Here is a 14181-nt window from a genome sequence, read left to right on the forward strand (position 1 = left end):
CAAACTTATCTCAAACCAAATTAGTTTTGGTTGATGAAGTAGTTAATCACGTAAGCTGGAAGATCTGCCGCGTTCACAACAATCTGTTCCATAGTGTCACGATCACGAACGGTTACTGGTGCGCCTTCTTGCTCGATAGAGTCGAAGTCGACAGTCACACAGATTGGCGTACCAACTTCGTCATGACGACGGTAGCCTTTACCTACGTTACCGGTGTTTTCATAAAGAATACGACCAAGGCCAAGCTTCTGAAGCTTATTTTTCAATTCTTTAGCAAGAGCAACGATTTCTGGCTTGTTCTTCTTAAGCGGCATAATAGCCACTTTGATAGGCGCTAGGTGCGGTTTGAACTTAAGTACAGTACGAGAAGTGCCGTTTGGTAGCTCTTCTTCCGTATAAGCTTCTGTCATTACAGCCAATAGACCACGGTCTAGACCAGCAGAAGGTTCAATACAGAAAGGCACTTCCCATTTATTTTCTTCAAGATCGCGAATCGCCAACTTAGCCGTTGAATGCTCGTTCTTTTTCACTTTCGCAGAAAGACCGAACTCTTCTTGTGCTTTGGTGTGAGAACCTAGATCGTAGTCTGTACGGTTAGCAACGCCTTCTAATTCTTCAAAACCATGTGGAAACTTGTACAAGATATCCACAGTAGATTTTGAATAATGAGCTAAGTCATCGCCAGTCACATATTCAAACTGGATATTCTCTTCTGCTAGACCTTGATCCAACCACCATTGTTTACGAGCATTAACCCAGAATTCATGCCATTTTTCATCTTCACCTGGCTTACAAAAGAATTCTAATTCCATTTGTTCGAATTCACGAACACGGAAGATGAAGTTACGCGGAGTAATTTCGTTACGGAATGATTTACCGATCTGCGCGATACCAAATGGCAAAGTGCGAGAAGTCGAATCGACAACGTTTTTGAAGTTAGTGAAGATACCTTGTGCGGTTTCTGGACGAAGGTAAGTGTAAGACTCTTCGTTCACCATTGGGCCAACGTTGGTTTTGAACATCAAGTTAAAATCACGAGGCGGAGTAACATTGGTAGAACCACAGTTATCGCATACTTTGATGTCTTTCATGTGGTCAGCGCGCATACGAGACTTACACTCGTGGCAGTCAACCATTGGGTCAGTAAAGGTATCTTCGTGGCCAGAATATTTATAGACGTATTTGTTTTGGATAATCGCAGCATCCAAACCTTCTACATCGTCACGCTCATAAACCATTGAACGCCACCAAGCGGCTTTTAGGTTGTTTTTTAATTCAATACCTAGCGGACCGTAATCGTAAGCACCTTGCATACCACCGTAGATTTCACTGCCTTGGAAAATAAATCCGCGACGTTTACATAGGGAGACGAGTTCATCCATTGTTTTAGCTGGCATTTCTAAACACACCTTAAGCAAAATTCGTTAATGAGGACATAAAAGCCAATCTGGCATCATGTTCAAGTAATAATAGCCGTCCATTGTACTCGTTGACCCTATTTCGCTCAATGGCGATTCCACGCAAGCAATGAATAAGTATTCTTTACCCTTTTTCAAAAACCGGCAGGCAAGATAACACCTGCATATCCCAGCCAAATGGCCATAACAAAAAACTTTACACTTTTATGCACAAAAATAGGACAAAATAAGGAACTGGATTGCTGTTTTAAAGTCCATTTTGTTAGATAATTCGTATTGTTTACATATTCTCATTTACATATAGCATTTATTTAAAGGTAACGGCATGCGTTCTTATAAGCCAGTAGTGGCTACATTAGCAATATTGGGTATTTTTCCATTTCTCTTTGCGACGTATTTGAGCCTAACTAACGGTAGCTTCCTTGGTAAATCTGGAGTGACACTTTTTGCAGCTTATGCAGCTGTTATTGTTAGCTTTATTGGCGGAACAATGTGGGGACGATTAATAGAATTACCTGAAAGTCGTAACGGCGCAAAACTACTTATCTGCTCTTTCGTAACGGTATTTTGCGCTTGGATTTCCTTGCTTTTAAAAACGCCTGAACTGTCAGTCGTGCTTTTATTACTTAGCTTGATCACCATTTTCTGGGTTGATGCTCGTTGGTTAAAACAAGCCAATAATGCAAAGCCGTATTACACCTCGCTAAACTTTGGTCTAACGTCGGTTACCTCTATTATGCATTTGCTGGTGCTGTACCCACACTATTAAGCCTGTAACAACGAGTCAGCAATAACAAAACCTGCAATAACAAACTGATCTAACTCTCTCTTCGCTACGTATCATTACTCGTTAACCACACTAAAAGAGTAATGATACATGCTAACAATCTTCTACGATGGCCATTGCCCTCTTTGCGCCGCTGAAATGCAAACATTACAGTCATTAGATACGCAAAAAAAACTGCAGCTAGAAGACATTCACGCTAAGAATTTCAGTGAGAGGTTCCCTTATATTGATAAGGTCGAAGCTGATAGATTACTGCATGGCCAACTCGCCAATGGAAAAATCATCAAAGGATTAGACGTAACCTGCCTTGCTTGGAAATTGGTCGGAAAACACAAATGGATGCAAACGCTCCGCTGGCCGGTAATTCGTTTTTTTGCGGACATGGGCTACAAATTCTTTGCGCGCTACCGCCACCAAATATCATCTTTTGTAACAGGAAAACCGCGTTGTGAATCCTGTTTAAAAGACCGCTGCGACCTGTAAACCATCTAGTTTATTTTGCTTATTGTCGGAGTTTTAACATGCCATCTTTCTATGCCTTGGTAATTGGCGCAAGCAGCACAATTGCTCAAGCAGCTATTCAACAGTTTGAAGCGGATAAAGATTGCCTTGGTGTATTTGCCATCAGTCGATCCTTACCAAACTCTGAAACCGCCACAAAAACACAATGGCTAGAGTCTGATTATAGTGAAGACAGTATTCAGCAGATCTGTAAAAGCCTTGCGTCCTATTCTGGAAAGATAAGCAAAGTATTGATTTGCAATGGCATATTACACAACGACAGCATGATGCCAGAAAGAAAGTTAGAAGAAATCAGAGCCTCTCAGCTAGAAGCTATATTTCACACCAACACTATTATTCCCATGCTGTGGTTGAGCCAGCTATTACCCATTTTACAAGGTGAACAAGTTACTCAAGTTGCGTTATTTAGTGCTCGAATTGGCAGCATTTCAGATAATAAAACTGGCGGCTGGTACAGCTATCGAGCCTCAAAAGCGGCATTGAATATGCTGATTCAGACCAGCTCGGTGGAATACGCCAGAAGAGCAAAAAACGTTAAGCTCATCGCTTTTCACCCAGGCACTACAGACACACCACTTTCTAAACCTTTCCAACGATCGGTGCCGAAAGACAAACTCTTCACTGCAGACTTTGTGGCGACACAACTTTTATCCATCATGGAAAATGTCACCATGGATAACAAAGCGGCTTATCTTGATTGGAATAACCAACCGATTGAATGGTGATTTTTTCAAACACCATTCAAGGAAGAAGTAGGCGATTTGTTAAATCATGTCCAAGCTTAAAAACAATCGCTTATTCTCAAGGCTTGCCGAAGGCGAACGATGAACCACACCGCGACCCAATGACGTTGGCCATTCGTCACCTTTCATTAACGCCACATCACCCGCCTTTAATTGATTAATACGCCCTTTTTCGTGCAGGCCACTATTGTGATCAGCCACATGACCACCTAGCCCCAAGAGGTCTCTGATCACATGAGCCTCATGTAGCCATTCACTACCGCTTCCAGCATAAGTTGATACCAATCGGCAGGGGATTTTATCTACATGAAAACGCGGACACATAGCAGTGGAAAGAACATTCAAACGTAGACCGACTTCTTTAAGATCAAATAAACACGCAAACATGTCTACCAATAACGTTACGTCTTCCACAAACAAGGCTTTATTTTGAGCATCAGGCAGAAGTTTTGTTAACGTGGCGTTAAGTTGAGTTGAATTTCCTTGAGATTTGAAAACAAAATTCGGGGCAGATACTAATAAAGATTCGGCATATTGCGACAACCGCCCAAGCTGTCGTTGCCAAACTGCCATACTAATGTTGTTTTGATAAATATCGGCAAGAACGTCTTGATGAGACGATTTAACCACCCCCATTAATCTTGGTGTTTTATCTAGACTGTTTTGATCCATTCGTTCTGTATCAACGAAGTTGAGATCAATATTCGTTAAATCAACTGATTGCGACATTTTTTGTAAACTAAGATTCACCTTCAAGATAACTTCCTCTAAAAATGCAGACAGACTAATAACATCAAAAACGAATATGTTACGTTATAACATTTTATAAATAAAGTATTGAAATGAAGTAGGTGAATCCATTATGTTAATCTCGACTTTTAAGAGATGGATCCCATGGAACAGTTAGACTCAACCGATCGTAAGATTCTTAATTTGCTGCAACACGATGGCAGCCTGAGTGCAACTCAAGTAGCGGATAAGATCGGCTTGTCACAATCGCCCTGCTGGCGACGTATTAATCGCCTAGAACAAGATGGTTACATTCGTTCGACGCAAGCGATTTTAGACAGAAACAAATTGGGATTGGGCATCGTCGTCTTGGTAAATATCAAACTCTCTTCCCATGGCCGAAAAATGCTGGATGAGTTCGAGCAAGCCATTGTCGACTATCCCGAAGTGGTCGAGTGTTGGACGATTTCTGGTGCAATGGATTACAGCTTAAGAGTGGTTTCCAACAGCATTGAAAGCTATGAGCACTTCTTGCGTAGCCAGTTATTGCAACTGCCACACATACAAGAAGCGCAAAGTCACTTCACCATGCGTGAAGTAAAAAATATCACCACTCTTCCGCTGGACTTTTAATTATTAACCCAGCAACACTTAATTATTAACCCTGTAACTCTTACTTGAGAAGTGGATCATCTTTAGGTAATAGCTTCTGAATCCACAACGCCAGTTTGTGTTTCATACTTGGCAAGTCTTCTTTGTCCGCAGGCAAACCCACTACCAACTTATCAAGCACTAATAAACGATAAATTGCCTCGGTTTTTTCATTAGCAGACATGGTTGAAGAAAAACCTGCATAACCTCGTTTAAGGGCATAGTTCTCGCCAACTTGAATGGCTTTTTTACTTAGGGCCGCTTCATTTTTAATTTTTTTCATAGTTTCCCCTACCTGTTGGGTAATCAAACAAACCGCCAAGCGAACAAGCCTAGCAAAGCGATTGTCGACACATTTGATCATAACAATATTCAAATGATTCTCCCGACTTTATCAGCTTTTGATATTCAACCAAGCGTTTCTAATCAATAAAGCCCAAAAATCACTTAATAAACACAATGTTAGTAGCTTATCTATCCTCTATCACGCTCACACGTACGACTAAAAGATAAAATCGGAGCCAATAAATTGTCGACAATCCAACTTGATAAATCGAAAAAATACGACTATAACTAGTCACATTGTCAACAATAAAGTGTTTTGTGCATTTATGAACAACCTTATTTCGATCAAATCCGCGACACTGTCTGAAGACATCGCCCAGCAGCTCACCAACGCTATTGTGCAGGGTCATATTCCTCAAGGCAGCAAGATTTCAGAGCCAGAACTCGCCAAGCAATATGGCGTCTCTCGTGGGCCATTAAGGGAAGCCATTGTCAAATTAGAAGGACTCGGCTTGGTCACGCGTACCGCCAATGTGGGCGCTCGTGTTATCCAACTAAACACACAAGACATGCTCGACACCTTCACTATGCGTGAGGCCTTAGAAGGCATGGCCGCTCGATTAGCTGCCACCACTATGCCAGCGGACGAAATAAACAGTTTGTATGCGCTACTCGATAAACATCAAGCGCACCTAGATGCCAACCAAGATGAACACTACGTGCAACAAGGCGGGAATGACGATTTTCACTTACGTATCATTCACGCCAGCGGCAACGCCAAGCTTATTCGTTTATTAACAGAAGAATTGTACGCGGTAATTCGCATGTATCGACGTCACACGTCGGATCAACGCAGCGATCCACGCCAAGCATTACGCGAACACAAAGCCATTCTCGATGCGATTGCAAATCACGAAGGTGATCTCGCAGAACTACTCATGCGCCGCCATATCAGCCGCGCCAGCCAGCTATTAAAGCAAGCGATGGAGCATTCCTCTGTCGCTTCCCGTATTTAATTAAAATCGTTCTAAAGAGAGGAAAATAATGACAATACTTTCAGCAGGCGCCCGTTTTAGACAAGCCGTCGCAACCCAATCGCCATTACAGGTTGTTGGCGCCGTGAACGCTTATTGCGCCATGATGGCAGAACAAACGGGACATCATGCCATTTACTTATCTGGCGGAGGCGTTGCTAATGCCTCCTATGGTTTGCCAGACCTTGGTATGACAGATTTACACGATGTATTAGAAGATGTGCGACGCATTACTTCCGCTTCGAATTTGCCATTACTAGTCGATATCGATACCGGCTTTGGTGGCGCATTTAATATCACTCGAACCATTCAGCAAATGGAAAAAGCTGGCGCGGCGGCAGTGCATATTGAAGACCAAGTACAACAAAAACGCTGCGGACATCGCCCGAATAAAGCCATTGTCAGTCAAGACGAAATGGTCGATCGAGTGAAAGCCTGCGTCGACGCTCGTGTCGATGACAACTTTGTCATCATGGCACGCACTGATGCTTTGGCTGTGGAAGGTATGGAATCGGCTATCGAACGAGCCATTGCTTGTGTTGAAGCTGGCGCGGATATGATCTTCCCAGAAGCCATGATCACCTTGGATCAATACAAAGAATTTGTTGCTGCCGTGAAGGTTCCCGTATTGGCGAATATCACCGAATTTGGCGCGACGCCTTTATTCAGCAAAGAAGAATTGGCCAGCGCTGGCGTGGATTTAGTGCTCTATCCACTGAGTGCGTTTCGCGCAATGAACAAAGCCGCGCTAAACGTGTATCAGCATTTATTGAACGACGGCCACCAGCGAAACGTAGTCGACAGTATGCAAACCCGTAATGAGCTTTATGAATTTCTCAACTACCATGAATACGAAGACAAATTAGACGCGCTTTTCTCTAAAAAATAAGAGCCTAAAAAATAAGATCCCAAGAAATAAGAACTTAAGATAATAACTGGTAAAGCGTTTAAATATTTTCAACGAATCTCAAAACAAATAAAAATATGAGGTAGGAAAATGGCTAAAGTACTTTCTGGCGCAGGTCTACGCGGCCAAAGCGCAGGCGAAACCGCACTCTGCACCGTTGGCAAAGCGGCCTCCGGATTAACCTATCGCGGCTACGACATTGATGTCTTAGCGGACAAAGCGAGTTTTGAAGAAGTCGCTTATCTTCTGCTGTACGGCAAGTTACCTAACCGTACTCAGTTACACGACTACGAACAAAGACTGATGAGTTTGCGTAGTTTGCCAGAAGAATTAAAAACCGTCTTGGAACTTATTCCAGACACAGCCCACCCAATGGATGTGATGCGCACCGGCTGTTCTTTTTTAGGCAATCTTGAGCCCGAGCTCGCTTTTGAAAAGCAACCATCTCTAGCCTTACATACCGCTGATCGATTAGTCGCGACGCTGCCGGCTATGGTCGTTTATTGGTATCGTTTCACCCACGATGGCGTACGTGTTAATACTCATAATGCCAACGTACCTTCTTTGGCTGGTCATTTTCTCACCATGCTGCATGACAAAGAACCAAGCGCTCTTCATACACAAGTGATGAACGCGTCTTTGATCTTGTATGCTGAGCACGAATTCAACGCTTCAACCTTTACCGCTCGTGTTTGTGCTTCCACCTTGTCAGACATGTATTCATGCGTTACTGGCGGTATCGGCAGCTTACGTGGCCCACTTCATGGTGGCGCAAATGAAGCTGCGATGGACATGATAGAACCATGGAAAACCCCTGACGAAGCCGAAGCGGCGTTGATGCAAAAACTTGCCAATAAAGAAAAAGTCATGGGCTTTGGTCACGCTATTTACAGTGAACGCGATCCACGCAATGACATCATCAAAAAATGGGCAAAAAAACTCAGCGAAGACGTTGGCGACGATCATTTATATGCGGTCTCAGAACGTTGCGAAGCCGTGATGTGGCGCGAGAAAAAACTCTTCTGCAACGCGGATTTTTTCCACGCCAGCGCTTATCGCTTTATGGGGATTCCAACCAAATTATTTACGCCAATTTTCGTTTGCTCTCGTGTCACTGGCTGGGCTGCTCACGTCATGGAACAACGGTCGAACAACCGCATTATTCGACCAAGCGCGGATTATATTGGACCAGATCATTCTGAATGGGTTGATATTGACGACCGTCATTAACCCAACATCAGCATTAAAATTTAACGATTAAGGAAAAGAAATGAGTAACAACGTAGATTTAAACAACCGCCCGGATTATGACCAAGTCATTCAAGACATCGCGGATTATGTACTGAATTTTAAAGTAGAAAGCCAAGAAGCCCTCGACACAGCACGCAACTGTTTAATGGATACGCTCGGCTGTGGCTTACTCGCCCTTCGCTTTCCAGAATGTACCAAGCACCTTGGCCCAATCGTACAAGGTACTGTTGTGCCAAATGGTGCTCGTGTACCGGGCACGTCTTTGTCTCTCGACCCTGTAAAAGCGGCATGGGACATTGGTTGTATCATTCGCTGGTTGGATTACAACGACACTTGGTTGGCGGCAGAATGGGGGCATCCTTCCGATAACCTAGGTGGCATTTTGGCGGTAGCGGATCATCTTTCACAAGTTCGACTATCGAAGGGTGAAAGCCCGATGACCATGCGTGAAGTGTTAGAAGCCATGGTAATGGCCCATGAAATCCAAGGCGTTATTGCCCTAGAAAACTCTTTCAACCGTGTGGGTTTGTGTCACGTTTTATTAGTTCGTGTTGCCTCTGTTGCTGTAGTAACCAAAATGATGGGCGGCGACAGAGAACAAATCATGGCGGCAATTTCGCAAGCTTGGGTCGATGGCTCTGCTCTGCGTACTTATCGTCATGCGCCAAACGCAGGCTCACGCAAGTCTTGGGCAGCGGGCGATGCGACTTCTCGTGCAGTTCGCTTAGCGGATATGTCGATGCGAGGCGAAATGGGAATTCCTGGTGTGCTTACCGCAGATCAGTGGGGCTTTTATGAAGTATCTTTCTCGAAAACCAACAAAGACCAAGCCATTAAACCAGAAGCGCAACGCAAGTTTTCTTTCTCGCAAGATTACGGTACATACGTGATGGAAAACGTCTTGTTCAAGATCTCTTTCCCTGCAGAATTCCATGCTCAAACCGCTGCCGAAGCATCTGTAATTTTGCATCCTCAAGTGAAAGATCGTTTGGCAGAGATCGACAAGATCGTTATTCGTACTCATGAATCAGCGATTCGCATTATTTCCAAGTCCGGCCCATTGGCGAATGCCGCCGACCGCGACCATTGCTTGCAATACATGGCGGCTGTTCCATTAGCGTTTGGTAACTTAATCGCCGAACATTATGAAGATGACTTCCATGCGGCAAACCCAATCATCGATGAGCTTCGTAACAAGATGGAAATCGTCGAAGACAAACGCTTCACTGCTGAATATTTAGAAGCGGATAAACGCTCTATCGCTAATGCGATTCAAGTGTTCTTTAAAGATGGTAGCAGCACTGAAGAAGTAGTGGTGGAATATCCAGTTGGACACCGTCGTCGCCGTGAAGAAGGCATTCCGTTATTAGAGCAGAAGTTTAAAAACAACTTGGCAACACGTTTTCCAAACCGTCAGAGCCAAGCTATTTTCTCACTCTGTAAGGATCAAGCCGCTCTTGAAAGTACAGCGGTAAATCGCTTCATGGACTTATTTGTTATCGCGTAAACTTAACAAGCGCTGGCGCTTCCTTGTGGTCACAGTATGATAGAGGCCTTTGCATGATGTCACGAGCAAAGCCAAAACGAGGCGAAGGTCTCTAATAATGTGATCACTAGGAAATTTATTTTTTATGTCTGACAACCACCGCCACTGTTTTATTTTAAAGGGCTCGCCTCGCGAGGTTTTGTCAGACTTTCTTCGTCTGTGTGAAAATTTCTCTACTCCACTAATTGCCGCTCATGATGTGAGCCAGTATGACGAGTTACTCGTTCCGTCGTTAAAAACGAAACAATTTAAAACCTGTTCTTTTAAACAAGTCCGACAAGAACTAGGCAGCAACCATGACGCTATCTTGGTGGATTTGACTCATGGCGTATCTGCCAGTGCATTGGCTATTTTGTCTGGTACGGTTCGAGGCAATGGCCTCTTTGCCATTGCACTGCCTGATGTCGAGTGGTTATCAATGGCAGATCAAGACTTGTCGAGATATTTACCTTGGCCTTATGAGCCAGAACAAGTGACATCGCACTTTAAACATTACCTGCTCGATAAATTACAAGACGCGACATCACCTTTTAAATTATTACTCTCTGGCAAGAATAAAAAACACAGCGTAAACCCGTTACCGGCTTTAAAACCAATAGAACCTAACGCGCAGCTAACCCAAGAACAAGCTGAAGCTCAGTCGTGTTTATTTGCAGAACTAGCCAAATCCTATGTACTGATTGCACCACGTGGCCGAGGCAAATCCACCTTATTGGGCGACAGTCTGGCAAAGCTAGTCAAAGAAGGAAAACGTGTAGCGATCACCGCGCCTAATCAGGACGCTATTGTGAGTCTTAAATCTCGCTTTGAGCAGGTGCTTGATCAAGACAAAACGACTCTGCCTTTTTTTGCTCCTGATGCTCTGATAAGTAACTCGACTCACTGGGATTTTCTCTTTGTTGATGAAGCGTCCATGATTCCTTTGCCCATGCTTATAGAATTAAATCAGAAAGCTGAGCATTGTCTTTTTAGTACCACAGACTATGGCTATGAAGGCGCTGGTAAAGGCTTTGGCATTCGCTTTTGCCACTATTTAGAATCACAAAAAACTTCTAAAACATTGGCGCTGCAGCAACTAACTTTGAGCCTGCCAATTCGATGGGGGGGAAATGACCCACTGGAAAACGGGATCAATGATTGCTTCTTTTTAGCGAAGCCAGAGCCTAACTTTGACGCACCTAATAGCACTAATAAAAGTATGACTAAGCCGACAAACTTTAGTCATCTTACTGGCGCTGATTGGCTAGAAAACACTAACTTGCTCGCCGATACTTTTCAATTATTGGTAAGCGCTCACTATCAAACTTCGCCTGACAACTTGCGCTGGGTGCTAGACGACCCTTCCGTGTCGACATATCTTTATCTATCAGAAGGAAATGCCCAAAGCGTTGCGATTATTACCGAAGAAGGCAACCTGCCAAGCTCACTCTGCCAAGAAGTCATGCAAGGGAAACGTCGACCAAGAGGACATTTAGTACCACAATCTCTACTTGCTCATGAAGGCGTTGAAAACGCCGGACAGTACTGTTACTGGCGCATCAGCCGAATTGCAACGGAACAAAGCCAACAAAATAAAGGCTTGGCGAGTCAACTACTTACGCATATCGAAACCGCAGCCAATGATCGTTGCGATTTTCTATGCAGCAGTTTTGCAGCGACTCCCGATGTGGTGTCTTTTTGGTTAAAGAATGGTTACGTACCTGTTCGATTGGGAACTGCCAAAGACCAAGCAAGTGGCAGCTACTCTTTGATGATGGTGAAGCCAACGACGGAGCACGCCACTAAGCTAGCCTACAAATGGCAAGCACGATTTATTGAACAGTTTCTAATTAACTTGCTGCTGCAATATACCGACTTATCAACCGATTTGGTTATGCTCATTCTAGGTCAAAAATATTATCAACAAAACGAACTTCCCGTGCTGGCTAAATTGTCATCGCAGGACTTGCAGGATATAGAGCTATTTGTAGAGCATCATCGTCAGTTTGACAGTATTCGCCCTGTTTTCCTCAAAGCGACACTGTCTCTTGCTTTAACAGGCCAGTTAACCCCCAAGGATCCAACCCACCAACTATTAATCGAAGCCGCTTTAGGCCGTAATACCGAACATAGCCGTCTAAAAGCGCAATTATCTGGAAAGAAAGCCATGCACCAAACCTTCAAAAAGCTTTTAACACAAACTCTTAAGTGAAAATGGGTGAATAACCACCCATTAAGAATTTAATTATGAGTGTAATCCCCCCTATTAAATTTCTTCCATAAAGCCTAAAAACCACAAATAAAATAATTTTACAAATAAAATCAAACACTTAAATAAAACATAAAGACTTGGCACAGATTGTGTAAACAGTATGAATAGCACCACCTGTTTTGCTTTGTCTGTATCTGGCGAAAAACCAGAAAAAATCAGGCTAAAAAACCGGTACACAATAATAATTCAGTTTTTGGAGTTTTATAAAAATGAAAAAAATCAGCCTTGCTCTAACATCTTTAGCACTTGCTCTTTCTGCTACTACTGCGATTGCTGCCTGCGATCCAGGTGAGCGCGTTGTAAAATTCAGCCACGTAACTGGCGGTACCACTCATCCTAAAGTGGTTGCTGCAAATAGCTTCGCAGAACGTGTAAATAAAGAAATGAATGGAAAATTGTGTGTTGAAGTTTTCCCTAACTCCACACTATTTGGTGATTCAAAAGAACTTGAAGCTCTACTTTTAGGCGACGTTCAACTGCTTGCTCCATCACTTTCTAAGTTCGGTTCTTACACTGATAAATATGGCGTGTTTGACCTTCCTTTCATCTTTAAAGACATGGACCATGCAATTCGCTTTACTAAAACCAAAGAAGGTAAAGCGCTATTAACAGAAATGGATGACTACGCAGGCTTTGTTGGTTTAGGTTACTGGATGTCTGGTATGAAATACTTTTCTGCCAAAAAACCACTTTTGGTCCCTAGCGACGCAAAAGGCATGAAATTCCGCGTACAAACGTCTGATGTTGCAAAACAAATGATCGCGGCAATGGGTGCATCTCCTCAAGCTATGGCGTTTTCTGAAGTATACGGCGCGTTACAAACTGGCGTTGTAGACGGACAAGAAAACACTTGGTCTAACATTTACACGCAAAAATTCTACGAAGTTCAAGACAGCACAACCGATACTAACCATCAGTTGTTGGCTTACTTGTTCATGACATCTTCTGAATTCTTGAAGAGCCTTTCTCCAGAAGACCGCGCTCAATTCACTCAAATTGCGGATGAAGTAACACAAGAAGCAAACTTGAGTGTTAAAGCAGCGGAAGAAGAAAACCGTCAAAACATAATCAAAGCTGGCGGCAAGATCAATACACTTACTCCAGCGCAACGCCAAGAATGGGTGAATACAATGAAACCTGTTTGGCAACAATTTGAAAGCTACATTGGTAAAGATTTGATTGACGCTGCTGCCGGCGCTTAATCTATTTTTATCCCGCAGCGAGCTGACCTTAACAGGTCAGCTCTTGTGGTTTTATTCTGTGCTTTCTTGGTCCGCAATCTCTCATCAGCGACTGATCCTAGAACCTACGAGAAACCCCACAAAGCTGCACTTTAACTTGTTCTGGTCCACTTAGTTAAGGAGACCCCCATGGCACATTGGCCGCATCTTTACTTACTTATTTTTATTATTGTTCTTTGGCTATTAGAAAAGCGCTTCCCAAAAGTCATGGAACGAGCTGAAGAAAACCTACTGATCCTCGTTATTTCGTCAATCATGGCGGTATCCTTTGGTCAGGTAATCGCTCGTTATGGGTTTAATACTGGCTGGGACGCAGCGCTTGAATTCAACATGGTGGCTTTCTCTTGGCTAATTCTATTAGGCATGAGTTACGGTATTAAAACCAACCTTCACCTAGGTGTCGACATTGTTTTAAATGCGGTACCAAAACGCATCGCAAAAGCATTGTCTTTATTTGGTGCTGCAGCAGCCATGCTTTACGGACTTATCCTACTAGACTCTACGTGGCTAGCAATGCTTGGCGTAGACGTTAGTGGTGGCGCTATCGAGTATTGGTTGAAAATGTTCAAAATTGGCATAGGTTCAGAAGAGCTTCGTTACCCTGAATTTGTACAAGAAATGTTTGGTTTACGCCCTCGTGTTCACCGCTGGATAGTTCTTGTTGTTCTACCAATCAGCTTGGCTTTACTTTCTTATCGTTCTTTACAAGCATTCATCGATATTGCCCGCGGCAAACGCGACATGTTGATCAGTGGCCATGAGGCACAAGATCTTGTTAAAGAAAACCAAAACGTCTTGAAAGACTAGCGCAGGAGC

The 14181-nt window shown here is 43.5% G+C and carries 14 protein-coding genes; 11 read left to right on the plus strand and 3 right to left on the minus strand.

The annotated features are described in order from the left end of the window. Positions 1-20 precede the first annotated feature (20 nt). On the minus strand, positions 21-1397 hold the full coding sequence (locus BUA59_RS14215; RefSeq protein WP_072840356.1) for a glycine--tRNA ligase: 1377 nt from the start codon (positions 1395-1397) through the stop codon (positions 21-23). A 346-nt stretch (positions 1398-1743) separates the two neighbouring features. On the opposite strand from BUA59_RS14215, the gene BUA59_RS14220 reads away from it, so the two are divergent. From BUA59_RS14220 to BUA59_RS14230, 3 genes are all read left to right on the plus strand, one after another. Continuing rightward, positions 1744-2187 (plus strand): DUF3429 domain-containing protein, encoded by a 444-nt coding sequence (locus tag BUA59_RS14220; protein WP_072840357.1) that lies wholly within the window; start codon positions 1744-1746, stop codon positions 2185-2187. 108 nt (positions 2188-2295) lie between these two features. Further along, positions 2296-2688, plus strand: a complete 393-nt coding sequence (locus tag BUA59_RS14225; RefSeq protein ID WP_072840358.1) for a thiol-disulfide oxidoreductase DCC family protein — start codon at positions 2296-2298, stop codon at positions 2686-2688. Between the two features lie 38 nt (positions 2689-2726). Continuing rightward, positions 2727-3452, plus strand: coding sequence for an SDR family NAD(P)-dependent oxidoreductase (locus tag BUA59_RS14230; RefSeq protein WP_072840359.1), 726 nt, complete (start codon positions 2727-2729; stop codon positions 3450-3452). Between the two features lie 39 nt (positions 3453-3491). Here the strand turns inward: BUA59_RS14230 and BUA59_RS14235 are convergent, their stop codons facing one another. After that, complete coding sequence (locus BUA59_RS14235; RefSeq protein ID WP_245813162.1) at positions 3492-4220, minus strand: DUF1826 domain-containing protein; 729 nt, start codon at positions 4218-4220, stop codon at positions 3492-3494. Positions 4221-4364: 144 nt separating this feature from the next. Between BUA59_RS14235 and BUA59_RS14240 the strand changes: the two genes are divergently transcribed. After that, positions 4365-4832: an Lrp/AsnC family transcriptional regulator gene (locus tag BUA59_RS14240; protein WP_100187915.1), complete on the plus strand. Its 468-nt coding sequence runs from the start codon at positions 4365-4367 to the stop codon at positions 4830-4832. A gap of 40 nt (positions 4833-4872) precedes the next feature. Here the strand turns inward: BUA59_RS14240 and BUA59_RS14245 are convergent, their stop codons facing one another. Further along, entirely contained in the window at positions 4873-5133 is a 261-nt protein-coding gene (locus tag BUA59_RS14245) for a DUF5062 family protein (RefSeq protein ID WP_012068645.1), read from the minus strand. 328 nt (positions 5134-5461) lie between these two features. Between BUA59_RS14245 and BUA59_RS14250 the strand changes: the two genes are divergently transcribed. The 7 genes from BUA59_RS14250 to BUA59_RS14280 all read left to right on the plus strand — a co-directional run bounded on the left by BUA59_RS14250 (position 5462) and on the right by BUA59_RS14280 (position 14172). After that, complete coding sequence (locus BUA59_RS14250) at positions 5462-6151, plus strand: GntR family transcriptional regulator (RefSeq protein WP_072840361.1); 690 nt, start codon at positions 5462-5464, stop codon at positions 6149-6151. Positions 6152-6179: 28 nt separating this feature from the next. After that, positions 6180-7058, plus strand: coding sequence for a methylisocitrate lyase (prpB, locus tag BUA59_RS14255; RefSeq protein ID WP_072840362.1), 879 nt, complete (start codon positions 6180-6182; stop codon positions 7056-7058). A gap of 108 nt (positions 7059-7166) precedes the next feature. Next, positions 7167-8306 carry a bifunctional 2-methylcitrate synthase/citrate synthase gene (prpC, locus tag BUA59_RS14260; protein ID WP_072840363.1) on the plus strand — a complete coding sequence of 380 codons (1140 nt, stop codon included), beginning with the start codon at positions 7167-7169 and terminating at the stop codon, positions 8304-8306. Positions 8307-8346: 40 nt separating this feature from the next. After that, positions 8347-9834, plus strand: coding sequence for a 2-methylcitrate dehydratase (prpD, locus tag BUA59_RS14265; protein WP_072840364.1), 1488 nt, complete (start codon positions 8347-8349; stop codon positions 9832-9834). Positions 9835-9958: 124 nt separating this feature from the next. Then, positions 9959-12064: a tRNA(Met) cytidine acetyltransferase TmcA gene (locus tag BUA59_RS14270; protein WP_072840365.1), complete on the plus strand. Its 2106-nt coding sequence runs from the start codon at positions 9959-9961 to the stop codon at positions 12062-12064. Between the two features lie 269 nt (positions 12065-12333). Continuing rightward, positions 12334-13326, plus strand: coding sequence for a TRAP transporter substrate-binding protein (locus BUA59_RS14275; RefSeq protein WP_072840366.1), 993 nt, complete (start codon positions 12334-12336; stop codon positions 13324-13326). A gap of 168 nt (positions 13327-13494) precedes the next feature. After that, on the plus strand, positions 13495-14172 hold the full coding sequence (locus BUA59_RS14280) for a TRAP transporter small permease (protein ID WP_072840367.1): 678 nt from the start codon (positions 13495-13497) through the stop codon (positions 14170-14172). The last annotated feature ends 9 nt before the right edge of the window (positions 14173-14181 follow it).

The organism is Marinomonas polaris DSM 16579, assembly GCF_900129155.1.
In the GTDB taxonomy this organism is placed as follows: Bacteria; Pseudomonadota; Gammaproteobacteria; order Pseudomonadales; family Marinomonadaceae; genus Marinomonas; species Marinomonas polaris.

Bases quoted from the DNA above. Each gene is read 5' to 3' on its own strand.
- prpD (WP_072840364.1), top strand. From the start codon at position 8,347: ATGAGTAACAACGTAGATTTAAACAACCGCCCGGATTATGACCAAGTC.
- BUA59_RS14280 (WP_072840367.1), top strand. From the start codon at position 13,495: ATGGCACATTGGCCGCATCTTTACTTACTTATTTTTATTATTGTTCTT.
- BUA59_RS14225 (WP_072840358.1), top strand. From the start codon at position 2,296: ATGCTAACAATCTTCTACGATGGCCATTGCCCTCTTTGCGCCGCTGAA.
- prpB (WP_072840362.1), top strand. From the start codon at position 6,180: ATGACAATACTTTCAGCAGGCGCCCGTTTTAGACAAGCCGTCGCAACC.
- BUA59_RS14275 (WP_072840366.1), top strand. From the start codon at position 12,334: ATGAAAAAAATCAGCCTTGCTCTAACATCTTTAGCACTTGCTCTTTCT.
- BUA59_RS14220 (WP_072840357.1), top strand. From the start codon at position 1,744: ATGCGTTCTTATAAGCCAGTAGTGGCTACATTAGCAATATTGGGTATT.
- BUA59_RS14215 (WP_072840356.1), bottom strand. From the start codon at position 1,397: ATGCCAGCTAAAACAATGGATGAACTCGTCTCCCTATGTAAACGTCGC.
- BUA59_RS14245 (WP_012068645.1), bottom strand. From the start codon at position 5,133: ATGAAAAAAATTAAAAATGAAGCGGCCCTAAGTAAAAAAGCCATTCAA.
- BUA59_RS14230 (WP_072840359.1), top strand. From the start codon at position 2,727: ATGCCATCTTTCTATGCCTTGGTAATTGGCGCAAGCAGCACAATTGCT.
- BUA59_RS14270 (WP_072840365.1), top strand. From the start codon at position 9,959: ATGTCTGACAACCACCGCCACTGTTTTATTTTAAAGGGCTCGCCTCGC.
- BUA59_RS14250 (WP_072840361.1), top strand. From the start codon at position 5,462: ATGAACAACCTTATTTCGATCAAATCCGCGACACTGTCTGAAGACATC.
- BUA59_RS14240 (WP_100187915.1), top strand. From the start codon at position 4,365: ATGGAACAGTTAGACTCAACCGATCGTAAGATTCTTAATTTGCTGCAA.
- prpC (WP_072840363.1), top strand. From the start codon at position 7,167: ATGGCTAAAGTACTTTCTGGCGCAGGTCTACGCGGCCAAAGCGCAGGC.